The organism is Streptomyces sp. TN58 (genome assembly GCF_001941845.1).
Lineage (GTDB): Bacteria > Actinomycetota > Actinomycetes > Streptomycetales > Streptomycetaceae > Streptomyces.
The window spans coordinates 212080-236939 of the sequence record NZ_CP018870.1 but is presented as its reverse complement, the minus strand read 5'-3'; the positions used below and the strand labels follow the sequence as shown (position 1 = coordinate 236939).

Genomic DNA, 24860 nt, shown 5'->3' with positions numbered 1-24860 from the left:
CAGACCGGGACTTTCACCGAACGGCGGACCGGGAGGACGGCATGAAGCACATCAGCGTCGCGGACCTGATGACCGACGAGGTCGTCTCGGTGGCGCCCGGCACCGCCTTCAAGGATGCCGCCAAGCTCCTCGCCCAGTACGACATCTCCGGACTTCCCGTCCTGGACGACGAGGACCGCGTGCTGGGCATCGTCTCGCAGACCGACCTCCTGGCCCGGACCTTGCAGGCCACCCGCCCCGCCAGGGCGGACAGCACCAGCACGGAACCGCTCACCGCACGCGACGTCATGTCCGCACCCGCCGTCACCATCCGTGCCGAGGAGACCGCCGCCGACGCGGCACGGCTCCTGACACGCCGGGGCATCGAGCGGCTGCCCGTCGTGGACGAGGAGAACCGGCTCGTCGGCATCGTCACCCGCAGGGACCTGCTGCGCCTGTTCGTCCGCCCCGACTCCGAAATACGCCGGCGGGTGGACGACGAGGTCCTCGACGAGGTGCTCGGGGTACCCCGGGGCCACGTCGAGGTCCATGTGGTGGACGGCATCGTCACCCTGGACGGGCACATGGAGCTGCGAAGCCAGCTCCGTTCCCTCGTCAGCCTGGTCGAACAGCTCGACGGAGTCGTCGCCGTGGTGTCCCACGTCACCGCCCGGACCGACGACACCGCCACCCACCCCGGCCGCCGTGCGATTCCGTGGTAGCCGGGCAGTCGGCCGGCCTCCCGCGAGCACGACGCCGTCCCGCCGGTCGCCGCACGGCGCACAGGTGAGGCCCCGCACAGACAGGACGAGTCCCATGGCCCCAGCACATCTCGACCCAGACACCGCCGCCCGGCTCGTCGGCGACGCCGTCACCGCCCCGTCCATGCACAACGCCCAGCCCTGGAAGTTCGTCTTCCGACCGGCCGGCGGCGTCATCGAGCTGTACGGGGATCCGGAGCGGGCCATGACACGGACGGATCCGGACCACCGGGCCCTCCACCTCGGTTGCGCCGCGGCCCTGTTCAACCTCCGCGTGTCCGCCGCACAGTACGGCCTGCAAGCAGACGTACGGCTGCTGCCCGACGCGTCGCAACCCTGGCTGCTGGCCTCGGCAGCCCTCGAAAGGCCGCCTGACGGCCATGACGCGGACCATGACGCGGACTACGACGCGGACCGCGACGGGGACCGCGATCTGGCCGTCCTGTACGCGGCCCTGCGGCGGCGGCACACCTGCCGCTTCCCCTTCAGCGACGAGCCGGTGCCGGACGCCCTCTGGGACGGCCTGCGGAGCGCCGCACGCCGCGAGGGCTGCCGCCTGACCCTGCCGGGCGACTGGCACCTGGAGACCGTGCTCGGGCTGGTCCGCGACGCGGAACACCGCGAGGACGCCGACCCTCTGGCCCGGGCGGAGACCTCCGCCTGGACCTCCTCCGCACCGGACCCGGCCGACACCCGCGGCGACGGCGTTCCCGCCGCCGCGTTCGGCCCGCGCAGCTCCGCGGGAACTGCCCCCGTCCGGGACTTCGACCGGGACCACAGGGTGGCGGATCGCGGCTGGGCCGCGTTCGAGAAGCGGCCCCAGCTCGCCCTGCTCGGCACGTCGAACGACACCCGGGCGGACTGGCTGCGGGCCGGCCAGGCACTGGAACGCGTCCTCCTCCAGGCCACCACCGACGGCCTGGCCACCTCGATGACCTCCCAGCCCCTCGAATGGTCGGAACTGCGCTGGGCAGCCCGCGACCCGCTGGAGGCCATGGGCCACGTACAGATGGTCCTGCGCGTGGGATACGGGCCCCTCGGACCCGAGACGCCGCGCCGTCCGGTCGCCGACGTCCTGGAGATCCGGGACTGAGGGCCGTCACGCAGCACCCGGCACCGCGCGCCCGGGGGATGACGGGACAGCCCTCAGGGGGCTACTCGGGGGCGGCGTCCGGCCGGACGATGGTGACCGGGCAGGCAGCGTGCTGCGCCACCTGCTGGCTCACCGAACCGAGCAGGGCCCGGCGGAAGCCGCCGTGGCCGCGGCTGCCCACGACGATCAGGTCGGCGCCCTGTCCCTGCTCGACCAGGACCTCGGCGGGATTGCCCCGTACCAGGCGCTGGTGGACCTGGGAGGCACCTTCGCCGAGGACCGTGCGGACCTCCTCGACCAGGCGCCGCTCGGCCTCCTCCTCGTCGAAGTCGGCGTCGACCGCCGGCGCCGACCACGTTCCGGCGCCGGGCAGGTCCCAGGCGGTGACCGCCTCCACCCTGCCGCCCACCAGACCCGCGTACCTGACCGCCCAGCGAAGCGCGGCCTGGGACGAAGGCGATCCGTCGACACCCACCACGATCCGCGGGGCCACACCCTGACTGTCCATCCCGTCTCATCCTTCCGAAGGCTGTACCTCCACCTTGTGCGAGGCACGGTCGACCCGCCACGCGAAGCGGCCGCCCCTCGTCACGCCCGGTCACCACTCGTGGGTGACACGGCGGCCTGTGAGCCGGGCCGGGGTGATCTTCATCCAGTGGGTGCGCGGCCCTCCGGCCCACGGCTGGGAGCGGGCCGCGGCGGTGAGGCGGCGGATCTCCTCGGGGTCGGTGACGGCTGCCAGTCCACCCACCGCCAGCACGCTCCAGCCGCCCGCGGTGACGTCGTCGATGTTGTCGATCTCGAAGGCGGCCTCCGTGCCCGCCGCCCTGGCCGCCACGGCCTCCGCGGCGGTCCGGAAGGCGATGTCGGGGCCCGCGACCAGGTAGTTGACCGGGAGGACGGCCGGGCCCTCGGCGGTGAAGACGGCGATGCGTCCCACCCCGTGCGTGCCCAGCAGCGACCGGCACTCGTCCTCGCCGAGTGGCATGAGCGCGGTGTCGCGGCGGGCGCCGGAGCGGCCGCGGACCCGGTCGGCGCTCGCGCCGGTCAGGTCGTCGACGGTGACGCCGAGTACGTCGGCGATGCGCACGAGGGTCCCGACGGCCGGAGAGGCCGCACGGTCCTCCAGGTAGGCGATGTAGTTGGCGTCGGCACCACACCTGCGGCCCAGCTCCTCGCGGCTGAGGCCGAGGGCGGTCCGGCGGGCCGCCATGCGGCGGCCGATGTCGGTCCGCCCGGCGCTGCCGCCGGACGGCTGGTGGCGGGTGCCCGGTGTGCTCTTCACGGCTCTCACTGCTCCTGTCGCGGTACGGCGACGGCGTCGTGCCGGGGTCCGCCGAGCACGACCTTGAGGGCGCCGGTCCGGCCGGCCTGGGCGAAGACTTCGTACGCCTCCTCCATCTGGTCCAGCTCGAAGCGGTGGGTGATCATCGCGGCCCCGGGGAGGCGGCCCGCGGCCATCATGCGCAGGAGCATGGGGGTGGAGTGGGTGTCGACGAGACCGGTGGTGATCGTGACGTCCTTGATCCACAGGTCTTCCAGGTGCAGGGTGGCGGGCCTGCCGTGGACGCCGATGTTGGCGACCCGGCCGCCGGGGCGGACCATACGGGTGCACATCTCGAACGCCTCGGGCACGCCGACGGCCTCGATGGCCACGTCGGCGCCGAGTCCGTCGGTCAGGTCCTCTACCAGCCGCTCGGGCTCCTCCCGTACATCGACCGTGGCGTCGGCGCCGAAATCGCGTGCCGCCGTGAGGCGGGAGGGCGCGCGGTCGACGGCGATGGTCCGACCGGGGCTGTAGAGCCGCGCGGTGGCGATGGCGGCCAGGCCGATGGGCCCGGCGCCGACCACCACCACGGTGTCGCCCGGGCCCACTTTCCCGTTGAGCACACCCACCTCGTAGGACGTCGGGAAGATGTCCGCCAGCAGGACCGCTTCGAGGCCGTCCACGGCGGCGGGCAGCGGGTGGACGGAGAGGTCCGCGAAGGGAACGCGTACGTACTCCGCCTGGGTGCCGTCGAGGGTGTGGCCCAGGACCCAGCCGCCGCCCCCGCGGCACTGGCCGTAACGGCCCTCACGGCAGAAGCGGCAGCGGCCGCAGGAGGAGATGCAGGAGACCAGGACCCGGTCCCCGGGGCGGACGCCGCGGACCTCGCCGCCGGTCTCGACCACCGTGCCGACGGCCTCGTGGCCCAGGATCCGTCCCGGGGTCACTTCGGGGACGTCCCCCTTGACGATGTGCAGGTCGGTGCCGCAGATGGTGACGGCGTCGACCTTGACGACCGCGTCGGCGGCGTCCTTGACCGAGGGGTCCGGGACGTCCTGCCAGGCGACCCGGCCGGGGGCGTGGAAGACGAGTGCCTTCATGGCTGCCGCCTCTCTGTGCTTCACGCGGGCGTGTGGAGGAAGGCCCACAGCCAGGATGTGCCCGCCCGTCCCCGTCCCGCTTGGGCCGGTCGGCCCTACCGGGGGACCGGTCGGGTCTCCCGGTCACGGCCGTGGGTCGTGCGCCACGGCCCACGGCGGTTCCGCCGGCCGCCGCCGCGCCGTCTCACAGGAAGCGGCGCAGCGGCTGGACCGCGTGTTCCCGGGCGCGCTGGAGTGCGGAGCGGCCGCGCCAGCGGCCCGGTGCGATGAGCGTGCTGGCCCGCAGGTCCTCGTCGTAGTGCTCGTCCAGCGTACGGGTGACGGCCGGATCCATGACGGCCAGCATGACCTCCTCGTCGTGGTCGAGGGAGCGGCGGTTGAAGTTCGACGAGCCGACGAGGGAGACCACCCCGTCCATCGTCATGATCTTGGCGTGCATCATCGTCGGCTGGTACTGGTGGATGCGCACCCCCGCCGCGGTGAGCGCCTCGTAGTGGTGCTGCCCTGCCAGCTGGCACACCCGCTTGTCGGTGTGCGGGCCGGGCAGCAGGATCTCCACGGTCACGCCCCGGAGGGCGGTCGCGGACAGCAGCTCGACGAAGTAGTCGTCGGGCGCGAAGTACGCCGTCGCCAGGCGCACACGCTCCTGTGCCGACTCCAGGACCACCCGCATCAGGGTCTGCATGTCCTGCCACCCGAAGGCGGCCGAGCCGCGCACCACCTGGACGACGGCGGAGCCGGCCGGCTCGTGGGCGACGAAGCGGTCACGGTCGTCGAAGAGCTCGGGATGGCACTCCGCCCAGTTCTGCGCGAACGCCGCGGCGATCCCGTCGACGGCCGGCCCGCGCACCTCGGCGTGCGTGTCGCGCCACTCGTGCGGATTGCGGGCGTCACCGCACCACTCCTCGGCTATCCCGACGCCACCGGTGAACGCGGTCCGCTCGTCGACGACGAGGACCTTGCGGTGGCAGCGGTGGTTCTGCTTGAGCGGCGAGAGCAGGAAGGGCCTGCGGAACCACGCGACGTCCACCCCCGCCGCGCTCATCCGGTCCAGCAGGTCCTGTTCGATCAGGCGGCTGCCGAAGCCGTCCAGCAGCAGCCGCACGCGCACACCGTGGCGCGCGCGGTCGGCGAGGGCCTCGGCGAACCGGCGGGCGATGTCGCCCTTCCAGTAGACGAAGGTCATCATGTCCACGGTGTGCCGTGCGGAGGCGATGGCTTCGAGCATCGCGGCGAAGATCTCGTCGCCGTTGCGCAGCGGGCGTACGGAGTTCCCCTCGGTCGCCGCGATGCCGATGAGGCGTTCGAGACGGCGGCGGATGCGCTGTATGCGCTCGGCGGCCGGTCCGCCGGCGTCGGCCGAGGTGGTGGCGTCGGCCGGGGTGGTGGCGTCGGCCGGGGTGGTGGTGTCGGAGGTCGTCATGGCGCGGCTCCTCGGGTCGGGGCGGGCGGGGCGGCCGGGGCGGGCGGACCGGATGCGGGCGCGCCGGCGGGGGACTCCCACGGGGGAGGCGCCTGCTGCTCGGTCCAGGCGGCCAGGGCCTCGCCGTCGACGCGGACGATCCCGCAGGTGTCGGCGTACTCGGCGGCGGGCGCGGTGAAGGAGCTGGTCGTCACGAGGACGGCGACGTCGGCCTCGTGGACCGCGTAGCAGGTGCCCCCGAAGCGCTGGAGGTCCTGCGAGCCGACCCGGTTGTCCTCGGCGTAGTGCTTGCACTGGAGCACGACGCGCCGCCCGTCCGCCGTCGTCGCGAGGACGTCGGCTCCCAGGTCGCCCGCGCCGCCGACCACCTCCACCGAGGTGCAGCCGTCCCGTGCGCACAGGGCGGCCACCGCGTGCTCGAAGCCGTCGGCGTCGACCGCGGCATGGTCCAGGGCGTCACCACCGATGTCGGGGAGTTCCAGCGGCGCCTGCGCGTGACCCACGGGCTGCGGTCCGGCGCCGGCCCGGCGCCGGACCGGCGCGAAACCCCGCTTCGCCACGAACGCGCCCAGCAGTAGTACGGCCAGGACGGCGATCGGGACCACCGGGAGGCCGCTTCCGTCCGCGGGGACGGCCTTCACGAATGCCGCCACCCCCGCGACGGCTGCCCCTACCAGCCCGAGCGCGAGCCCCGCGTCGCGACCCAGGCCGCCACTCCCCGAACGCCTCAGCCCTGGACGGCCCGCCGCCCCGCTGCCGCGTACCGACGCGGGCGCGCCCTCGTCCGAAGTCGTCATGCCGGTTCCCCCTCCCGCCCCGGCACCCCGCGGACGCCGAAGCCTGTTCGACGCCCGTATGGCCGAAAACCCAGGGCTCAAACCGGTGGGGGGCTCAAAACCGTCGGGGATCCGCCGCGCGTTCGAGGGGGACGACGACCTCGATGCGTTTGCCGCCGCGCGCGTCCGGGGTGATCGTCACGCTCCGCGTGAGGCTGTGGACCAGCGGCCATCCGAAGCCGCCCTGGCCCGACGCCGCCCCCGCGGTACGGGCGGGCGGGTTCGGGGGAGCGATACGGGTGGCGTCGCTGACGGCGATCCGCAGGCTCGCCCCGCCCGCGCACAGGGAGGCGTCGAAGCCGAGCAGCCCGCCGCCGTGCCGGATGGCGTTCGTGACCAGCTCCGAGGTCACCAGCAGCGCGTCGGTGAGCACCGCCTCCCCGCCGGCGCTGCCCCCCGCCCGCACGACCCCGGAGGACTCCAGGAGGGCCCGTACGCGGTCACGTGCCTGCATGGCGGTCCGCGGTCCGCACGGGCCCGTCCCGACGTCGATGCCGCTCGTCTCGGCGTGGTACAGCACCGTCCACCTCCTCGGGGAACGCCTTCAGACCTTCCGCGGCGGGACGGCCATGGTCATGCCCTCGGCCACGCTGGGCGCGGTGGCGAAGGCCAGCTCGGCACCGGTCAGCTCCAGCAGCCGGGCCAGCCGGCCCGGGACGGTACCCGCCAGGACCACCGGCCGGTCCAGCGCGGGCTGCAGCAGGACGCTGAGCGCCGTCGAGTCCGCGAAGGTCACCCCGGCGACGTCCAGGACGAACCGGGCCACGCCGGGTGCCGCGGGATCCATCGCGGTCCGCAGGTCGGCCACGTTGTCCATGTCGAACTCACCCGCCATCACGACGACGCGGACGTCCCCGTGGGAGCGGGTCTCCACGCGGCTGCGTGCCCCGGCGTCGTGCCTGTCCATGCTGCTCACGTCCGTCTTCCCCACATTTCCCGTTCACATTCCCGAACCACTGCGTCCCCTCCCCGGCCGGCCGTCGGCCTCATCGGGCCCGGGGGAGCTTGACCACGGTGACGAAGAAGTCGTCGATCTGCTGGATCGCCCTGATGAACTGGTCGAGGTCGACCGGCTTCGTCACGTAGGCGTTGGCGTGCAGCTTGTAGCTGCGCAGGATGTCCTCCTCGGCCGCCGAGGTGGTGAGCACGACCACGGGGATGTGGCTCAGCTCCGGGTCGGTCTTGATCTGTTCGAGGACCTGCCGTCCGTCGTACTTGGGCAGGTTCAGGTCGAGCAGGATCAGATCGGGGCGCGGGGCGTGGGCGTGCTCGCCGCGGCGGTACAGGAAGTCCAGGGCCTCCAGGCCGTCCCGCACCACGTGCAGCACGTTCCCGATCTTGTTGTCCTCGAAGGCCTCGCGGGTCATCAGCTCGTCGCCCGCGTCGTCCTCGACCAGCAGGACTTCGGCGGGGGTGGCCTGGGGCCGGTCTGCGGCAGTGCTCATCGTGGGCTTCCTTCGGTGGGTACGGGAGCGTGCGGCCCGGCATCGGCGCCGGTCTCGGCGGTGGCTGTGGCGGGGGCGGAGGCGGTGACCGCGCCGGTGTCGGCGGTGGCGGCACTGGCGACGGGCAGGGTGAAGACGATCCGGGTGCCGTCCCGGTGCCCGGTGTCGATCCGGATGCGTCCGCCGGCGTGCTCGACGATCTTCTTGCAGAGCGAGAGGCCGATCCCGGTGCCGCCGTAGACCTCCCGGCCGTGCAGCCGCTGGAAGATGACGAACACCTTCTCGGCGAACTCGGCCGGTACGCCGATGCCGTTGTCGGTCACGGTGAAGGTGTGGAAGCCCGCCTCCGCCTCGGGGCCGTCGGCCACGGCCACCTCGACGCGCGGAGCACGCTCCGGCGAACGGAACTTGACCGCGTTGCCCACCAGGTTCTGCCACAGCATCGTCAGGAGCGTCGGGTCGCCCACCACCTCCGGCAGCCGCTCGGGCCGGGTGATCTCCGCGCCGCTCTCCTCCACGGCGGCGGCCAGGTTCCGCAGTGCCCGGTCCAGCGTGCCGTCCAGCCCGACCCTCTCGCGCGCGTCCTGGACCCGGCCCACCCGGGAGAAGGTCAACAGGTCGTTGATGAGCACCTGCATCCTCTTGGCGCCGTCGACGGCGAAGCCGATGTACTGGGCGCCGCGCTCGTCGAGCTGGTCCCCGTACCGCTTCTCCAGCAGCTGGCAGAAGGACGCCACCTTGCGCAGCGGCTCCTGGAGGTCGTGCGAGGCCACGTACGCGAACTGCTCCAGCTCCGCGTTGGAGCGGCGCAGCTCCACCGCCTGCGCATCCAGTTCGGCGGCCGTGCGGTCGAGCCGCTCGGCATTGCGCCGCGATGCCTTCAGCTCGGCCACGGTCCGGTGCCGCATGGCCTCCACGGCCTCCGCCAGGGCGCGCAGGTCGGAGGGGCCGCGCAGGGGTATCTCCTCCTCGAAGGCCCCGTCCGCGACACGCCGGGAGGCGGTGCGCACCACGGCCAGCGGCCGGAGCACGCCCACGTGGAGCAGCACGGCGAGCGCCGCGCCGGCCAGTAGGAAGGCCACGCCGACCGCCAGCAGGATGTGGTCGCGCTCTGAGCGCGCGTCGCCGAAGGTGGCGCGGGCGTCGGCCTGGATGCGGTCCAGACGTGCCTGCTGGGCGGCGATCCGCCGACGGACCTCGTCGAAGCGGTCCTTGCCGGCCTGCAGCGACGGCGGGGGCGTGCCGTTCTGCACGGAGGCGACGGCGGGAGCCGCGAACTGCTCGCGCCAGGCCCGGGCCGCCTCCCGCACGGCCGCCAGGTCCTCACGTACGCCGTCGTCGCCGATGTCGGCGGAGAGGACCGCCGCCAGGCGCTGGGCGGCCGCGGCCTCGTCGGCCAGCCCGCGTTCGTACGGTTCCAGCAGGGCCGGCTCGTCGGCCAGCAGATAGCCGCGGACCCCGGTCTCCTGGTCCAGCAGGGCCGTCTCCAGCCGCAGGGCGTCCCGCTGGGCGGGCAGGATGCCGTCGACGAGCCGGTTGCCGGCCGTCGTGGTGTGGGACAGCAGGGCCGCGCCGAGCGCGCCCGTGCCGACGACCATGAGGGCGAGCGCCGCCAGCACGGCGGTCAGCCAGACCCGCAGGCTCACTCCATGGCGGACCGGGGCCTGCTGGGGAGCCGTCTCGGGAGACGGTATGGGGGAGGTCACGTGGGGGAGTTCCATTCCAGGTGGAGGACGGCGACGTCGTCGGCCAGGCCGCCCCAGTCCGCGGCGAGGCCCTGCGCCGTCTGGATCAGCGTGTCGACGAACGGTTCCGCGGGCAGGTCGGCGTGCTTGCGGGCGATCTCCAGGAGGCCCGTCTCGTCGAGGCGGTCGGAGCCGGGGCCGGTGCGCCCCTCGATCAGGCCGTCCGTGAAGAGCATCACGGCGCCCCCCGCCTCCACCGCCACCTCCTTCACGGGCCATCCGGCGCCCCAGCCGGGCAGGATGCCCAGCGCGGGCCCGCCCGGTACGGTGCGCAGCTCCACCCCGGCCGCGGAGCGGACCAGGAAACCGGGGTGGCCGGCGCGCTGCACGGAGACCGTACGGGTGCCGGCGGGACGGGTGAGGGAGACGAGGGTGGCGAAGATCTCCGGGCCGGAGCGCTCCGCCAGCAGGATCCGCTCCAGAAGGCCGAGGAGTTCGGCGCCGCGGGCGCCCGCCATGACGAAGGACCGCCAGGCCACGCGGAGGCACACACCCAGGGCCGCCTCGCTGGGGCCGTGACCCGACACGTCGCCGACGACCGCGTGCGTGGCTCCGTCGGGGGTCTGGACGACGTCGTAGAAGTCCCCGCCGAGCAGCGTCTGGGCACGTCCGGGGTGGTAGCGGGCGCAGACGGAGACGGCGTCGGGTGCGTCGTCGAGGAGCAGCGGCGTCGGGAGCAGGCCGCGTTCGAGGCGCGCGTTCTCCTCGGCGCGCAGCTTGCCCGCCTGGAGGGCGACGGCCGCCAGCTCGGTGCGCTTGCGCTGGATCGCGTAGCGGATCGCCCGCATGAAGACGTCGGGCTCCACACGCCCCTTGACCAGGTAGTCCTGGGCGCCGGCCGTGACGGCGGTCAGTCCCGCCCGCTCCTCCGACAGGCCCGTCAGGACGACGACCGCGGCCTCGGCGGACACGTCCAGGACCCTCCTCAGCCCCTCCAGGCCCTGGGCGTCGGGCAGGTGCAGGTCCAGCAGGACGCACTCGGGGGCCTCGGCCCGCAGCAGGTGCAGGGCGTCGTCGAGGGAGCGGGCCCGGCCGAGGCGGACCTCGATCCCGCTGTCCTCCACGAGTTCCTCGACGAGCAGGGCGTCGCCCTCGTCGTCCTCGATGAGCAGGACGTACGGTGGTACGCCGTTCCACAGGGCCAGCGAGTCGTCCGGCGTGGCGGAGGACGCCTGCCGGGGCCGGACGACCGGATGCTGCGGTGGCCGGGCGGCCGGGCGCTGGGCCCCCAGGCCGGGAATGCTCGCCATGGCGTCGCGTCTGTCCCTTCGGATCTCGGGCGGCGGACGCCCCACGGACGCCGGGTTGCGTCGGACCAGCAGGAATGATCATTGCCGTCAGGCAATATTTCACACACTCAATGAGTGTGCCATCTTTGCCGACCCACCGGCGACCATCCCCGGAATCGGGAGCGGCCGTCGCGCCCCGCCTGTCAGGCCCCGCCTGGCACGGTGCCCGGGCGCTGCACCGCGGAGGAGGGGCCGGCGTCCGTGTACGGCGGCCCGGCCGGACGGGCGGCAGCCGCTGCCTCGCGGAACGCCGCCAGGCCCGCCACCAGTGACTCCACCGCCTCGGGTGCCATCCGCCCGAGCACCGCCGACAACTCCCGCATCCGCAGGGCCCGCCGCTCGTCCAGCACCGCGCGCCCCCGCGGCGTGAGCCGCACCTCCACCTCGCGCCGCCGGGACGGATGGGGCGAACGAGTCAGCAGCCCCATGGCCTCCAGCCGGTCGCAGAGGCGGGTGACCGAAGGCGGACGGGATCCGAGCACATCGCCCAGGGTCCGCAGATTGGCTCCCTCTGCACCCTCCACGGCGAGCAGCGCCCGCAGCTGCGACGGTGACACCGCCGGTGACACACCGTCCTGGCCTCTGGCATGCAGCACAGCGAGGACATCCGCCGCGGCGGCGAGTGCCGCGGCCGGGTCCTCGTGGGCGCCGGGGCGGCCGGGACGGGGCATGCCACCACTGTGCCACCGTCCCGCGCCGCGGGGCCCGGCACCGACCGCTACGGTGTGCCCGCGCCGGCCCCGGTACCGGGCCGGCCGTGCCAGTCGAGGCAGACCACCAGCGCGTCGTCGGCGGCGTCCACGCCGCCCCGGTGCCCCGGCAGGTCCTCCAGCAGCGCCCGCGGCACCTGCGAGGGCGGCAGCAGCCGCGTGTTCATGACCGCCCGGGTCAGGGCGTGCAGGCCGTACGGCTCGCCGGCGGGGGAGAGGGCGCCGTAGACGCCGTCACTGAGGAAGAACAGCCGGTCCCCGGGCAGCACCCGGAAGCGCTGGGAGGTGTAGACGGTGTCCTCGAACATGCCGAGCGGCAGCTGCGCCTCCAGCTCGAACGGCTCCAGGGTGCCCCCGCGCAGCCGCCACACCCGGGGCGACCCGGCGTCGACGACCTCGGCCTCGCCGGTGTCGAGGTCGAAGCGGAGCAGCAGCATCGGCAGGTGCAGCCGCCCCTGGTGCTGGCCGTACAGCGCCTGGTCCGCCAGTGCCGCCTGGTCCGCGAGGCCGAGGCCCGCCCGCCGCGCGTTGCGCAGCGCACTGACGGCGAGGCTGGACAGCAGCGCCGCGTCGATGCCCTCGCCCATGCCGTTGTTGACGGTCAGCGTCAGATGGTCGGCGGAGGCCGACCAGTCGAAGCTGTCGCCGAAGACGGCGTACGCGGGCTCCAGCTGGGCCCCGAGGTCGTACTCGGGACGGGAGCACGAGCGCCCCGGCAGCAGCTGCCACTGCATCTCCGCCGCCAGGGTGAGCCTCTGGGCCCGGCGCGCCTGCAGGAAGAAGTCGGTGTCGCGGTCGGCGACCAGGATCTCGTGGGCCAGCGCGTCGGCCACGTCCTGCAGCGGGCCGATGTGCACACCGACCGGCGCCCCGGACGGGTAACGGACACTCAGGACCCCGAGCCGGTCCCCGCGCACGGTCACCGGCAGGTGCACGGTCACACCACCCTCCACGGGGACCACGTGCGCCTCCTGCGCACCGAAGGCCCGGCCCGCGGCGCTGTTGTACGCCGAGACCGAGTCGGCGGTGAACGGCTGCGCCGTGACCGGCTGGAGCCGCGCCGAGGCGTAGTCCGCCATCAGCAGTTCGGCCCCCGCCGCCCCGTGGTCGCGGCACAGGACGGCCCGTACCTCCTCGAACAGCGCGTGCGGGGCTGCCCCGCGCAGCGCCCGCTCGATGCTCCCGCCGCCCCCGGTACCTTCGCCGCGTACGTCCGTCGTCACCGGCCCCGACCCTGTTCTCTCGCAACTGCCAAAATGGTGGACGACGAAGCCGCCGGTCCCGCCGGGAACGGCTGCGCGTACGTCCGGTAGGGAGTGTCACATGAGTCAGCGGTCGATCGGCTCCGCGCGGCCGACCGTGTCGGCGGTCGCGGAGATGAGCGAACTGATCGAGCTGCTGGAAGTGGTCTGGGAGCGGGGCCGGGACACGGCCGGCTCCGCGCCCGTCTCCTCCGCGCAGGCGCGGGTGCTGTTCCTCGTCGAGGCGAACGACCGGCTGAACCTGCGCGACCTCGGCAGACTGCTGGACGCGGCACCGCCGTCGGTCACCCGGCTGTGCGACCGCCTGCAGGCCGTGGGCTTCCTCGAACGCCACCCCGGGGCCGAGGACCGCCGTGAGGTCCTGCTGGGGCTGACACCCGCGGGCCGGACGTACCTCCAACGCCTGCGCGCCCGCAGGGAGGCCGCGCTGGCCGAGGCGATGGCCGCGATGCCGGAAGCCTCCCGGGCCGCCCTGGCCACGGGGCTCGCCGACTTCTGCGCCGCGGTCGCGAAGCCGCTGCGGCTGCCCTCCCCGGACTCCGTTACCTCCAGGACGGCCTGACGCGGCAGACCGCCCCGCGCCGTACTACTCCGGCGCCGTGCCGGAGGGGAGGGCTTCGGGGTCGTCGGCGCCGGAGATCTCCGGCTCCAGGCCCTCGCTCACCGCCGTCCTCGGACGTCCGGTGTCGGCGCGCCAGGCCTCGAAGGCCAGGGTGGTCGCCGTGACCACGGCGAGGCCGAGGAGCCAGCCCCCGACGACGTCACTCACCCAGTGCACCCCCAGCGCGACCCGGGTGTAGCCCACCCCCACCACCGCCACCGCCGCCAGCGCCCAGGGCAACGGCCGCCAGGCGCGGGGCACCAGGGGCAGCAGGACCAGCAGCAGGACGGCGCACGAGGTCACAGCCGTCATGGCATGCCCGGAGGGGAAGGAGAAGCCGGGCGCATGGGCGACGGGTTCCGGAAGGTGCGGGCGGGCCCGCTCCACCACGTTCTTGACCAGGAACCCGATCACCGCCCCGGACGCCGCCGTGACACCGGCCCATGCCGCCAACCGCCACGCCCGCCGCGTCAGAAGCCACACCACCAGGCCCGCCACCAGCAGCCGCATGGTCACCGGGTCCCACACCACGCCGGTGAAGAAGTCCAGGACGCGTACCCAGGCGGGGTGTTCGAGCGCGGTGCGGTGCAGCCGCTCCGCGGTGCCCCGGTCGAGCCGGTACAGCGGTGGCCAGCGGGACTCGACGAGTACGAGGGCCAGGGCGAACGGCACCGACACCGCGGCCGTGGCCGTGGACGCCAGGACCAGCCTGCGGCCGAACGCCGCGTCCGGCCCCGAATGCCGGGCGAGCAGCGCCCCGACGGCACCGACCGTACCGAGGCTGCGGGTACCGGCGGTGCGCTGGGCCCCGGCGGACACGGCGGACCACAGGACGAGCAGCACCGCGGCGCCGTTGAGCAGACCGCCCAGCACGTCGGACGGATGGTGCATGCCCCGGTACACGCGGGACAGCGCGACCGCGGGCGGCACGAGCAGCAGCACCCCGGCCGCCGGGTACCGCCACGGTCCGCGCACACGGCTCAGCACGATGGCCGCCAGCCCTCCGTACAGGGCGACGGACGCGCCGACGTGCCCTGAGGGGAAGCCCGACGTGGGCGGCGCCCCGTCCAACTGGGGAACGTCGGGCCGCGGCCGCTCCACGAAGAAGGTGACGACCAGGAAGACCGCCGACTGGACGGCGACCGACGCCCCCAGGAACAGGGCCTCCCCCCAGCGCGGGGCGGGCGGCAGCGCCAGCAGACCGACGACGCAGAGCAACGTCACTGTGACGATGCCCTCCGTGCCGGCCAGCAGCGACAGCACCGCGGTGGCGCCGTTCCAGACCGGGCTGCGATGCGCGGCCAGGTCCTGCGCCAGGCGGTCCTCCAGGGTGAACGGCCAATGGCCGACCGCCACACGGGTCACCCAGAAGCCCAGAAGCACCATCAGGGCGGTCTGCGCCGCCAGGAGCCACACCAGCCGGAAGTGCCGGGCGGCCCCGCCCTTCTCCGTCGTCATGGAGGCCCTTGTTGCCCGGCCCCGCCCGATGATGCGCCCCGCAAGCCCGCAAGCCCGCAAGCCCGCAAGCCCGCAAGCCCGCAAGCCCGCAAGCCCGTAGCCCCCGGCCCGCCGTGCCGGCTACGGCGCTCAGCTCAGGCGGAGCGCCGTCGTGATGGTCTTCCCGTCGGGGCGGGTGCGGCAGTCGACGTGCTCCGCCAGGCGCTGGATGAGCGGCCAGCCGTAACCGCCGGGGTGCTCGACCGTGCCCGTACGGGCCGCGGGCAGGCGGGGGTTGGCGTCGGCGATGGTCAGCCGCAGGACGTCTCCCGCGATGTCGGCCTGGAAGGCGCTCACACCGTACCCGTGCCGGATCGCGTTGGTGACCAGCTCCGAGGTGACGAGCAGGGCGTCCGCGGCGATGACGCTGTCGAGGCTGACACCCGCCAGGAGCAGCAGTTCGCGGACACGCTCACGGGCCTCGGCCGCCGACCCGGGCGGCGCGTCGTGCCGGCGTCCGCCGACGGCGTCCGCGCGGTGCCGCTGCGGGCCCGGAGGCGCCTCGGACGGCGGGGGTGGGTTCATACTCATCGCCTGCCCATGGCCGCCCGGTCCGTGCCGTGACGACCCGTTCGGGGACGGGGGGTGGGGGGTCAGCATGTCATCGCGGTCGCCAGGCTGTCCGCCGTACGGAACGCCGCCGCGGTCCCGGTGACCTCGAACAGCCGCCGGACGGCGGTGTGCAGCGGGCCGGCGAGGACGAGCACCGACCCGGCGTCGGCGTGGGCCCGCTGCGCGTCGAGCAGCGCGTGCAGCACGGAGGAGTCGACGAAGGGCGTGCCGGAGAGGTCCACCACCGTGCGGGGCAGGCCGCACGCCGCGGCCCGCGCGAGGGCGCCGACCAGGGACGGTGCGCTGTCCTCGTCGACCTCGCCGCGCAGGCGGATGACCGTCGCGTCGCGTGTTGTGGTCGTGGTGACGACCGCTTCCTCTCCCATCACCGGGACATCCTCCTACATCGCGTACGGGCACGGTGACCGGGTACCCGCAAAGGCAGCGTTCCCTCCCTGGCAGGGCAGAGGTCCCTCCCGGGCCGCCCTACGGGTACGGGCCTGCGGCACCGCGCCCCCTGTGGCGCGGTTGCGAGGTGTACGGCCCATGGAGGATGGTTGCCGGAGGACAACTGTCTGGTCCGAGGTTTTTCCGACGTACGTGATGAACGCGATGAGGTGAGGGGCCCGCGCAGCGGGCCTTCGACGTTTGCTTCCTTCCACCGAAACACCGAGATCGCCCGCCACGGGCCCCCCGTGGAGTCAGGCCCCCTATCCGGTGCTGGTGGCCGACGCCCGTGCGGTCGTGGTCCACGCCAACGCGGCGGCCGGGCTGGTGTTCCCGGACGCCCGCCCCGGCTCGGCGATGGCGGACGCTGTTCCCGGGTGGCTGGTGGCGGCGCACGCACGCTGCACCGCGCCCGCGTCCGACCGGCTCCCGCCCGCCGGGACCGCCGCCGTCGAGGGGCCCGTCGGCGACCGCTCGTACGAGGCGCACCCGACCCCCCTCGAAGACGGCACCGTCGCGTGGTGGCTCGTCGACGACACCGACCACCGGCTGGCCCGGGAGGCGCTGCGGAAGGAACGGGACCGCACCGAGTTCCTGGTCCGCTCCTCCAACCTCCTGCTGTCCTCCCTGAACCTCGACCGGTGCATGGACGTCACCGCCCAAATGGCGGCCGACCACCTCGCCGACGCGGCCCTGGTGATCGCCCCCGCGCACGGCCCCGAGCTGCCGGTCGTGACCTGCGTCCGCGGCGGCAGCCCCTCCGTCTCACGCGCCCTCGTCGACCCCGAGGACGTGCCCGGGCTGGCCGAGGCGCTCCAGGGCTTCCCGCCCGTCCCCTCCCGGTGGCTCGATCCGTCCGCCGCACCGGCCTGGCTGGTGCCGGACGGCTTCGACGCCCTGGGGTCCATCGTCATCACCCCCCTGCCCGGGCAGGGCGTGCCCGCGGGCGCCCTGGTACTGCTGCGCGCCGACGGCGCGAACGCGTTCACCGAGGGCGAGGAGGTGTTCGCGCGGCTGTTCGCCGCCCGCGCGGGCGCCGCCATGTCGGCAGCCCGCCTCTACGCGGAGCAGGCGTCGATCACCGACACCCTGATGCGTGAACTCCTCCCTCCCCTGCTGCACCAGGTTGCAGGGGTGGAGTACGCCGGCGGCTACCGGCCGTCGAAGGACCACGAGCGGGTCGGCGGTGACTTCTACGACGTGCACCCCGCCGCCGGCGAGGGCGAGGCGTCCCTCGTCGTCCTCGGCGACGTGTGCGGCAAGGGGCTGCAGGCGGCGGTTATGACCGGCAAGATCCGCAACACGCTGCACGCCCTCCTGCCGATGGCCGACGACCACCACCGGATGCTCAGCCTCCTCAACGCCTCACTGCTGAACTCCGAGAACGCCCGCTTCGCCACCATGGTGCTGGCCTCCGCCGCCCGGGACGGCAACGCCGTGCGGCTGCGCCTGACGAGCGCAGGACACCCCGCCCCGCTGATCCTGCGCTCCGACGGCCGGGTGGAGGAGGCCCGTACGAAGGGAACGCTGGTGGGGGCCCTGCCCGAGATGACCACGGAGACGGCCCGCGTGACACTGGCCCCCGGCGACACCTGCGTGCTGTACACCGACGGGATCAGCGAGGCACGGGGAGGACCCATGGGCGGCGCGATGTTCGGGGAGGAGCGACTGCGCCGCGCCCTGTCCCAGTGCGCGGCGATGCCCGCCGAGGCGGTCGTCGAGCACGTGCAGATGCTCACCTCGCAGTGGGTGGGGGCGGGCCGCCACGACGACATGGCCGTCGTCGTGATCGCGGCCCCGCGCACCAACCACCTCGGCGCGGGGGACGGCCGCACCCGCGGGCGGTTCACCGCGTGAGCCCGTACGACACCCCGTCACCCGGACCGGCAGCGGCACCCGCAGCGGCACCTGCGCCGGAGGAGCTACGCGCCCACGTGTGGGAGTCGGTGATGGCGTTCGACGAGGCGGCCGCGGTCGGTACGGTGCTGCGCGCACTGGACGCCGGCACGGACGCGGAGGACCTGCTGCTCGACGTCATCGCCTCCGTACAGGGCCGGGTCGGCCGGGAGTGGGCGGCGAACCGCATCACCGTCGCCCAGGAGCACGCCGCGACCGCCATCAACGAACGGGCCGTGGCCGCCCTGGCCCTGCACCCCTCGGTGCGCAAGGCGGCTACGCGCGGCCGGGTCACGGTGGCCTGCGTGGACGGCGAATGGCACGCCCTGCCCGCCCGGCTCCTGGCCGAGGTGCTGCGCATCAGGGGGTGGCGCGTGGACTACCTCGGGGCGCAGGTGAGCGCCGCACACCTGGTCGCGCACCTGCACCGCACCGGCCCGGACGCCGTGGCGCTCTCCGGTTCCCTCGCGACCCGGCTGCCCGCCGCCCACGCGACCGTCACCGCATGCCAGGCCGCTGGGATCCCGGTGATCGTGGGCGGGGCCGCCTTCGGGCCCGGGGGCCGATACGCCCGCCTGCTCGGCGCGGACTCCTGGGCACCCGACGCGCGGGCCGCCGCCGACGAACTGGCCCGCGGACCGCTCCCGCGGCCCCGGCCCGGCCACCAGGCCGTGGACGACCTGCCCCACCTGAGAGACCAGGAGTACACGCTGGTCGCCCGCAGCCGCCCGCGGCTCGTCCGCGCCGTCTTCGCGGGACTGGAGGACGCGTACCCGGCGATGCGCGACTACACCGAAGTGCAGCGCGAGCGCACCGCCGAAGACCTCGCCCACATCGTCGACTTCCTCGGGGCCGCCCTCTACACGGGCGATGAGGACCTCTTCCGGGACTTCCTGCTGTGGACCGCCGCAGTGCTGGAGGCCCGCGGCGTTCCGGCCGCCTCGATGCTGCCCGCCTTGGAGCTGCTGCAGCGGGAGCTGCACGACTTCCCCCGCGCGACCGCCACCCTGCGGTCGGGAGCCGCCCGCCTGACCGCCGCCCCTTCCGCCGGCCCGGAGCCGCGCGCCTGAGGTCACACGGGCGGGGACGTGCGGCGGGGACGTGCGGCGGGGACGTGCGGCGGGGGCGACCGCCCCCGGTCGCCCCCGCCTGTTCATCGCGGCTCAGAAGTCACGCGCGCTCCCGGCTTGCTCAGAACTGCAGCGCCCAGGAGTCGATCTTCCCGGTGTCGAGGCTCGCGTTGTCCCTCACCCGCAGCTTCCACACACCGTTGGCGACCTCGGAGGAGGCGTTCACCGTGAAGGTCCTGATGATGTTGTCCGCGCTGCCGCCCGAGCGGTTGTGGAGGTTGTACAGGGTGCCGTCGGGCGCCACCAGGTCAACCCTGAGGTCGCCGATGTAGGTGTGCTTGATGTCGACCGCGACGGTCAGCGCCGCCGGGGCGTTGCCGGCGACCCCGCTGACGGTCACGGGCGAATCGACGGTCGCGTTGTCACGGATCGCGAAGTCCGCGGTGTTCTCGAAGCGGTCGCCGGGCGGGACGGTGCCGCCCTCACCGACGTTGAGCAGGAGGTTCGGGGAGCCCGTACCGGGACTGGTGACCACGTTCGGGGTCGCGGCGGCCACCAGGCCGTCGCGGACCTGCGCCGGGGTGCTGGAGGGGTTCTGCGCCAGGTACAGCGCCGCCGCGCCGACCACGTGCGGAGTGGCCATCGAGGTGCCGGAGATGGTGTTGGTGGAGGTGTCGCCCGTGCCCCACGCGGAGGTGATGGAGGAGCCGGGGGCGAAGATGTCCAGCACGGAGCCGTAGTTGGAGTAGCTCGCCTTGGCGTCGCTGCTGGTGGTGGCGCCGACGGTGATGGCCTCGGCGACGCGCGCCGGGGACTTGGTGGAGGCGTTCGTCGACTCGTTGCCCGCCGCGACACCGTAGGTGATGCCGGAGGCTATGGAGTTGCGGACGGCCGTGTCCAGCGCGGAGTCGGCGCCGCCGCCGAGCGACATGTTGGCGACGGCCGGCTTGACGGCGTTGCGGGTCACCCAGTCGATGCCGGCCACGACCTGGGCGGTGGTGCCGGAGCCGTTGTTGTCGAGGACGCGGACGCCGACGATCTTGGCCTTCTTGGCCACGCCGTACGCGCCGCCCGCGACGGTGCCGGCGACGTGCGTGCCGTGGCCGTGCCCGTCCTGCGCGGTGTTGTCGTTGTCGATGGCGTCGTAGCCGTAGGAGGCGCGGCCGCCGAAGTCCTGGTGCGTGATGCGGACACCGGTGTCGATGACGTACGCGGTGACGCCCTCGCCGGCCTTGTCCGGGTAGGTGTAGCTCTGGTTCAGCGGAAGCGCCCGCTGGTCGATCCGGTCGAGGCCCCACGACGGCGGGTTCGGCTGGGTCGCGTCCACGGTGAAGACCCGGTCCTGCACGACCGACTGGACGGCCGGGTCGGCGGCGAGCTTCCTGGCCTGCGCCTCGGAGACCTTGACGGAGTAGCCGTTGAGGGCCGCGGTGTAGGTCCGGTCGATCCGGGCGCCGTACCGCTTCGCCACGGCCTTGCCGCTGTCGGCGGTGGAACGGGCCGCGGAGTCCTTCAGGGTCACGATGTAGCTGCCGGGGACGGCTCCGGCGGCGCCGGCGTTCTCGATGACGCCCTGCGCGCCGCTGTCGGCCGCCGAGGCGGGCAGTGCGGCGGCCGCGCCGAGCGCGAGGGCCGCGACCGCGGTCGCGCTGATGCCGGCGAGCCTCCGGCGGGTGTGACGCATCACGGACATGTGGGGGGTCCTCCTCGTAGGTGGTGCACTGCGGGGATGGGGCGGGGGCGATGGGCGGCTGGCACGCGGCCGTACTGGCGCCACATGTCCATGACAACCCGTCAACTCGCCTCCGCCTTCGAAAGGTTGACCCACCCCCGGCCCGCCCACAAGGGGACGGTGAACGCGTGACATCCTTGCCATGCTCCGGCCATGATTGGGCAAAGACGGACCGCACATGACGGGGGCACGGCCCGCGAGGCCGATCCCGGGCGCGGCGGCGAACCACAGGCCCTCCCGTACCGCCCGGACCGCGCCGGCCGGAGGGGCTCGAATTCACGCCGGAGACGGGTGCCGCTCCGGAACGGGCCGCGCAGCCCTCCACGCCGCGGCGGTCCGGTCCGTCGCCGCCGCTGCCTGGGCAGTTCCCCCCGCGCCCGGCACGGCGGCGTACCCCGCCGACTCCCGGGACGGCAACGGGTTCACGCCACACCGCGCGTCTCGCCAGCGCCCCGACCGCCCGGATCAGGGGGCCGCGAAGCGCTCGTCCAGCGGCCCTGCGGGCGGCGCCGGCGCCCGGCCCGGACGCCGGGGGAGCGCCGCCCACGGGCCGGAGCCCGCCCGCCGAAGCGCTCAGGGCCCGGTTGTGAAATTTTCGTGAGCGGCCGCGCGAGGATACCCCGCGGCACCGGTCGACACGGCCGCCGGGAGGACGGAACCGCACAAGCGGCACCGCCCGGCGCCCGGACCGCGTCCCGCCACACCGGGCGGCCGCGGCCGACACCCCGGCTCGCCTCGACTACCCTCAAACACGTGATCGAGCACGTGAACCAACTCGGACCGACCGCGCCCGTGTCGGGTCCCGCGCCCACCCCCGCCGCCCCGGTGGTGTGGGCCCTCAACACCACCGTCGACACGGTCGGCGGGCACCGTGTCGCCGACGCGGACTCCGTCCTCGACGCGGAGGAGCGCGACCGCGCCGCCCGCTTCCACACCCCGGACCTGGCCCACCGCTACGCCGCCTCCCACATCGCCCTGCGCATCCTCCTCGGCCTGCACCTCGACCGGCCGCCCCACACCGTCCGGCTCACCCGGGAGGACTGCCCCTGTTGCGGCGCCCCGCACGGCCGCCCCAACATCCCCGGAAACCCGGTCCACTTCTCCCTCTCCCACAGCGGCGACCATGCGTACATCGCACTCGCCACCACCCCCGTCGGCGTCGACATCGAAGAGCACCCGACCCCGCAGACACTCACCGACGTCATGCACCTCCTGCATCCCGCCGAGACGCAGGAGTTGACCGCGCTCCCCGCCTCGGAACGGGTCACCGCACTCGCGCGCTGCTGGGCCCGCAAGGAAGCCTGCCTCAAAGCCGCCGGAACGGGTCTCGCCAACGGCCTCGCCGAGCCCTACGTCGGCGTCCTCACCCGCCCCGCCGCCGTCCCCGGCTACCAGCTCACCGACCTGCCCGCCCCCTCCCGCTACCGGGCCGCGCTCGCCACCGCCACCACCCCCTGAGGCACGTGTACCGCGGCAGCGGCAGCGGCAGTCAGCGTCGCCGGAGCGCGGCCCCGACGGTCCGGAAGCCTCAGGCCGCGGCACTCCCGCCGGTCCGCTCGACCGGGATCCACAACTGGGAGGCGGTCTCCGCGCCGACCTCCACCGGCTGCGTCAGCAGGAGTTCGGGACCCGGCCGGCTCGCGTACGGGTTCGAGGGGAACCACTGCGTGAACACGTCCCGCCACAGTTCCTGCAGACCGCTCGGATACGGCCCGCGGTTGTCGAAGACGGCCCAGCTCCCGGCCGGCACGTCCAGGGTGTCCAGCCCCTCGGCTTCCGCCGCGGGGTGGGCGGCCACGCCGACCCAGTAGTCCACCTCGGCACCCTCCTCCCGGCTGCCGCTCAGGTGCACCACCGCGGACAGGATCCCCGCCGGCTCCCCGCCGGCCAGCGCCTTCATCCGTACGATCGCCCGCTCGTCCAGGCTCGCCACATGTGCCGCGGCCGCCGCGTTGACCCCCTCGTGCACCAGCGGGACCGTGGCCTTCCTGCCGACGACCCGGAAGGACGCCTTCTCCACGATCCGATAGCGCATGCTCGTACTCCCCTCGACAACCACCCGGAACGACATGCGCGGCTGCGCCGTGAGCACCGCACCCGTCCGCCGCGCCTCACCCGGCCCGATGCCGTGGACCGAGCGGAACGCCCGGGCGAACGCCTCACCCGAGCCGTAGCCGTACCGCACCGCCACATCGAGCAGCGTCAGCTCCCCGGCCAGCACCTCGGCCCCGGCGAGCGTCATCCGCCGACGCCGTACGTAGACCGGCAGCGGCATCCCCGCCAGCGCGGAGAACAGCCGGCGGAAGTGGTACTCCGACACGGCCGCGATCCGGGCCACCTCGGCCATGTCGATGTCCCCGTCGAGGCAGGCCTCCAAGTGGTCCAGCGCCCGATTCAGCCGCTCCAGCACGCCTGTGCACCCCTTCTCGTGTCTCCGTCGCAAGGACCGTAGGGGAAAGCGGACCGCGCCTGCCCGACAAAGCCGGTGCGGGAATTGTCGGGCAGGGAGCCTCCTCGACGCACGAGGCTCACAGCCATGACCGACATCGAGGGACTGTGTGAGCCGCGGTTCGCCGCGGTGCGCGAGGCGCTGGCAGATGTACTCGGCAGGGACGACGTGGGCGCCTCGGCGGCCGTCTACGTCGACGGCGAGCCGGTGGTGGACATCTGGGGCGGATACGCCGACGCGGACCGCTCCGTGAGATGGGAGCGCGACACGCTCGCCTGCGTGAATTCGACGAGCAAGAACATGACCGCCCTGTGCGCGCTGATCCTGGCCGACCGGGGCGAGCTCGACCCCGCCGCGCCGGTGGCCGCCTACTGGCCCGAGTTCGCCGCGGCGGGGAAGGAGGACGTGCTGGTACGCCATGTGCTGTCGCACACCGCCGGCCTGCCGGACCTGACCGCGCCGCCGGCGGTCGAGGATCTCTACGACTGGGAGAGCGTGACCGCGGCGCTGGCCGCACAGACCCCCGAATGGCAGCCCGGGGCGGCCGCCGGCTATCACGCGCTCACCTTCGGGTTCCTGATCGGCGAGATCGTCCGCCGCATCACCGGCCGCGGCCTCGCCGAGTTCTTCGCCGAGGAGGTGGCCGAGCCGCTGGGCGCGGACTTCCACATCGGACTGGCCGCCGAGCACGACCGCCGCGTCACACCCCTCCTCCCGCCGCCGTCGCTGACCGACGACTACGCCTCCGCAGCGCCGGCCGGGCCGGACGGCACCCGCCGGGAGCACACCGGCGCCGCGGTCCGGGTCAGGGACGTCAACTCCGTGGCCTGGCGCCGTGCTCAGATCCCGGCGGTCAACGGCTTCGGCAACGCCCGGTCCGTCGCCCTCGTCCAGTCGGTCCTGTCGAACCACGGCTCGGCCCGCGGGGTGCGGCTGCTGTCCGCCGGGGGTTGTGAGCCCGCGTGGCAGGAGGTGTTCGGCGGTGACGACCGCGTCCTGCGGACGCCGATGTCCTGGACCATGGGATTCGGCAGGTTCGGCAACACCTTCGGGTGGGGCGGATGGGGCGGTTCGCTGGTGGCGAGCGACCCCGGGGCGCGCATGACGGTGGCCTACGTCATGAACCAGATGCTCGATCGCGACCGGCAGGAGGACCACCGCGGCATGGAGATCATCATGGCCGCCTACAGCGGACTGCGATGACCCGGCCCCGGAGCAGGAGGCCGACGGGCCGTCCGGCGCCGCGTACGTCCGGCAGGCTGGTCAGGCGCGCCGCGGCGATTCGAAATCCGGTACCGGGGCATCCACACAGTTCGACCCCGGAAGACCGACTGGAGGCAGCAGTGACCACGTACGTCATCACCGTGCCCGGCACATTCCTGCGCGACATCGACGACGAGACGCGCTCCGAGCTGGGCAGGAGGCTGGCCTCCCACCACACCGACCTGAGCGAGACGGAAGACGTGGAACTGCTCACGGTCCACGAGGGCGGCACCTTCTCCGTCCGGCTCGAAGTCGAGGCCGCCGACCGGGCGACGGCCGAGGACGACGCGGTCCGCCTGCTGACCGAGACCCTCGCGGAACTGGGCTTCCCGGAGAAGGACGCTCCTCTGGGGCCGCCCGCGGTCACGGGCATCGAAGGCTAGGGGGTGTCCGGCGGATCAGGGCCGGGTCCGGGCGGTCCGGCACCGCGCCTTGCCGCGTTG

General features: G+C 73.9%; 25 protein-coding genes and 1 pseudogene. 8 read left to right on the top strand and 18 right to left on the bottom strand.

What is annotated here, in order from left to right:
* Positions 1-41 precede the first annotated feature (41 nt).
* Both BSL84_RS01140 and BSL84_RS01135 read left to right on the top strand, forming a co-directional pair.
* Positions 42-701: a CBS domain-containing protein gene (locus tag BSL84_RS01140; protein ID WP_075969588.1), complete on the top strand. Its 660-nt coding sequence runs from the start codon at positions 42-44 to the stop codon at positions 699-701.
* Positions 702-795: 94 nt separating this feature from the next.
* On the top strand, positions 796-1833 hold the full coding sequence (locus BSL84_RS01135) for an Acg family FMN-binding oxidoreductase (protein WP_075969587.1): 1038 nt from the start codon (positions 796-798) through the stop codon (positions 1831-1833).
* 61 nt (positions 1834-1894) lie between these two features.
* On the opposite strand, the gene BSL84_RS01130 is transcribed toward BSL84_RS01135, so the two are convergent.
* The 12 genes from BSL84_RS01130 to BSL84_RS01075 form a co-directional block, all read right to left on the bottom strand.
* A complete protein-coding gene (locus BSL84_RS01130; RefSeq protein ID WP_045323647.1) occupies positions 1895-2341 on the bottom strand; it encodes a universal stress protein in 447 nt (148 codons plus the stop codon).
* A 90-nt stretch (positions 2342-2431) separates the two neighbouring features.
* Positions 2432-3118, bottom strand: a complete 687-nt coding sequence (locus tag BSL84_RS01125) for a helix-turn-helix domain-containing protein (RefSeq protein WP_234308556.1) — start codon at positions 3116-3118, stop codon at positions 2432-2434.
* Positions 3119-3123: 5 nt separating this feature from the next.
* Positions 3124-4200, bottom strand: coding sequence for a zinc-dependent alcohol dehydrogenase family protein (locus BSL84_RS01120; RefSeq protein ID WP_075969586.1), 1077 nt, complete (start codon positions 4198-4200; stop codon positions 3124-3126).
* 184 nt (positions 4201-4384) lie between these two features.
* Positions 4385-5623, bottom strand: coding sequence for a phospholipase D-like domain-containing protein (locus BSL84_RS01115; protein ID WP_075971923.1), 1239 nt, complete (start codon positions 5621-5623; stop codon positions 4385-4387).
* A complete protein-coding gene (locus BSL84_RS01110) occupies positions 5620-6420 on the bottom strand; it encodes a restriction endonuclease (protein ID WP_079273073.1) in 801 nt (266 codons plus the stop codon). Before BSL84_RS01110 ends, BSL84_RS01115 begins: the two co-directional genes overlap by 4 nt.
* Positions 6421-6514: 94 nt before the next feature.
* Entirely contained in the window at positions 6515-6979 is a 465-nt protein-coding gene (locus tag BSL84_RS01105) for an ATP-binding protein (RefSeq protein WP_234363385.1), read from the bottom strand.
* A 24-nt stretch (positions 6980-7003) separates the two neighbouring features.
* A complete protein-coding gene (locus BSL84_RS01100) occupies positions 7004-7366 on the bottom strand; it encodes an STAS domain-containing protein (protein WP_045323642.1) in 363 nt (120 codons plus the stop codon).
* 79 nt (positions 7367-7445) lie between these two features.
* Positions 7446-7904, bottom strand: a complete 459-nt coding sequence (locus tag BSL84_RS01095; RefSeq protein ID WP_045323636.1) for a response regulator — start codon at positions 7902-7904, stop codon at positions 7446-7448.
* The gene (locus BSL84_RS01090; RefSeq protein ID WP_234363603.1) at positions 7901-9502 is read right to left on the bottom strand and encodes a sensor histidine kinase; all 1602 of its coding nucleotides are present in this window, start codon (positions 9500-9502) and stop codon (positions 7901-7903) included. Before BSL84_RS01090 ends, BSL84_RS01095 begins: the two co-directional genes overlap by 4 nt.
* Positions 9503-9606: 104 nt before the next feature.
* Positions 9607-10899, bottom strand: a complete 1293-nt coding sequence (locus BSL84_RS01085; protein WP_075969584.1) for a PP2C family protein-serine/threonine phosphatase — start codon at positions 10897-10899, stop codon at positions 9607-9609.
* A gap of 182 nt (positions 10900-11081) precedes the next feature.
* The gene (locus BSL84_RS01080) at positions 11082-11609 is read right to left on the bottom strand and encodes a MarR family winged helix-turn-helix transcriptional regulator (protein WP_075969583.1); all 528 of its coding nucleotides are present in this window, start codon (positions 11607-11609) and stop codon (positions 11082-11084) included.
* Positions 11610-11656: 47 nt separating this feature from the next.
* On the bottom strand, positions 11657-12871 hold the full coding sequence (locus BSL84_RS01075; protein WP_075969582.1) for a PP2C family protein-serine/threonine phosphatase: 1215 nt from the start codon (positions 12869-12871) through the stop codon (positions 11657-11659).
* Between the two features lie 100 nt (positions 12872-12971).
* Here BSL84_RS01075 and BSL84_RS01070 point away from each other — a divergent pair, with 100 nt between their 5' ends.
* Positions 12972-13472: a MarR family winged helix-turn-helix transcriptional regulator gene (locus BSL84_RS01070; RefSeq protein ID WP_075969581.1), complete on the top strand. Its 501-nt coding sequence runs from the start codon at positions 12972-12974 to the stop codon at positions 13470-13472.
* A gap of 24 nt (positions 13473-13496) precedes the next feature.
* On the opposite strand, the gene BSL84_RS35930 is transcribed toward BSL84_RS01070, so the two are convergent.
* The 4 genes and pseudogenes from BSL84_RS35930 to BSL84_RS01050 form a co-directional block, all read right to left on the bottom strand.
* Positions 13497-14264, bottom strand: a complete 768-nt coding sequence (locus tag BSL84_RS35930; RefSeq protein ID WP_045323639.1) for a phosphatase PAP2 family protein — start codon at positions 14262-14264, stop codon at positions 13497-13499.
* Between the two features lie 123 nt (positions 14265-14387).
* Positions 14388-14897: pseudogene (locus BSL84_RS36835) on the bottom strand (phosphatase PAP2 family protein); the annotation flags it as partial.
* A 201-nt stretch (positions 14898-15098) separates the two neighbouring features.
* The gene (locus tag BSL84_RS01055; protein WP_234363384.1) at positions 15099-15533 is read right to left on the bottom strand and encodes an ATP-binding protein; all 435 of its coding nucleotides are present in this window, start codon (positions 15531-15533) and stop codon (positions 15099-15101) included.
* A 68-nt stretch (positions 15534-15601) separates the two neighbouring features.
* On the bottom strand, positions 15602-15946 hold the full coding sequence (locus BSL84_RS01050; protein ID WP_045323631.1) for an STAS domain-containing protein: 345 nt from the start codon (positions 15944-15946) through the stop codon (positions 15602-15604).
* A 331-nt stretch (positions 15947-16277) separates the two neighbouring features.
* Between BSL84_RS01050 and BSL84_RS01045 the strand changes: the two genes are divergently transcribed.
* Both BSL84_RS01045 and BSL84_RS01040 read left to right on the top strand, forming a co-directional pair.
* The gene (locus tag BSL84_RS01045; protein WP_107069710.1) at positions 16278-17864 is read left to right on the top strand and encodes a PP2C family protein-serine/threonine phosphatase; all 1587 of its coding nucleotides are present in this window, start codon (positions 16278-16280) and stop codon (positions 17862-17864) included.
* A 77-nt stretch (positions 17865-17941) separates the two neighbouring features.
* The gene (locus BSL84_RS01040; RefSeq protein ID WP_267894034.1) at positions 17942-18973 is read left to right on the top strand and encodes a cobalamin B12-binding domain-containing protein; all 1032 of its coding nucleotides are present in this window, start codon (positions 17942-17944) and stop codon (positions 18971-18973) included.
* A gap of 121 nt (positions 18974-19094) precedes the next feature.
* On the opposite strand, the gene BSL84_RS01035 is transcribed toward BSL84_RS01040, so the two are convergent.
* On the bottom strand, positions 19095-20666 hold the full coding sequence (locus tag BSL84_RS01035; RefSeq protein WP_075969578.1) for a S8 family peptidase: 1572 nt from the start codon (positions 20664-20666) through the stop codon (positions 19095-19097).
* A gap of 792 nt (positions 20667-21458) precedes the next feature.
* On the opposite strand from BSL84_RS01035, the gene BSL84_RS01030 reads away from it, so the two are divergent.
* The gene (locus tag BSL84_RS01030) at positions 21459-22163 is read left to right on the top strand and encodes a 4'-phosphopantetheinyl transferase family protein (RefSeq protein WP_079273070.1); all 705 of its coding nucleotides are present in this window, start codon (positions 21459-21461) and stop codon (positions 22161-22163) included.
* Between the two features lie 70 nt (positions 22164-22233).
* Here BSL84_RS01030 and BSL84_RS01025 read toward each other — a convergent pair whose 3' ends face one another.
* Positions 22234-23115, bottom strand: a complete 882-nt coding sequence (locus tag BSL84_RS01025; RefSeq protein ID WP_045323981.1) for an AraC family transcriptional regulator — start codon at positions 23113-23115, stop codon at positions 22234-22236.
* Positions 23116-23241: 126 nt separating this feature from the next.
* Here BSL84_RS01025 and BSL84_RS01020 point away from each other — a divergent pair, with 126 nt between their 5' ends.
* Positions 23242-24357 (top strand): serine hydrolase domain-containing protein, encoded by a 1116-nt coding sequence (locus BSL84_RS01020; protein ID WP_075969577.1) that lies wholly within the window; start codon positions 23242-23244, stop codon positions 24355-24357.
* A 140-nt stretch (positions 24358-24497) separates the two neighbouring features.
* A complete protein-coding gene (locus BSL84_RS01015; RefSeq protein WP_045323983.1) occupies positions 24498-24800 on the top strand; it encodes a hypothetical protein in 303 nt (100 codons plus the stop codon).
* The last annotated feature ends 60 nt before the right edge of the window (positions 24801-24860 follow it).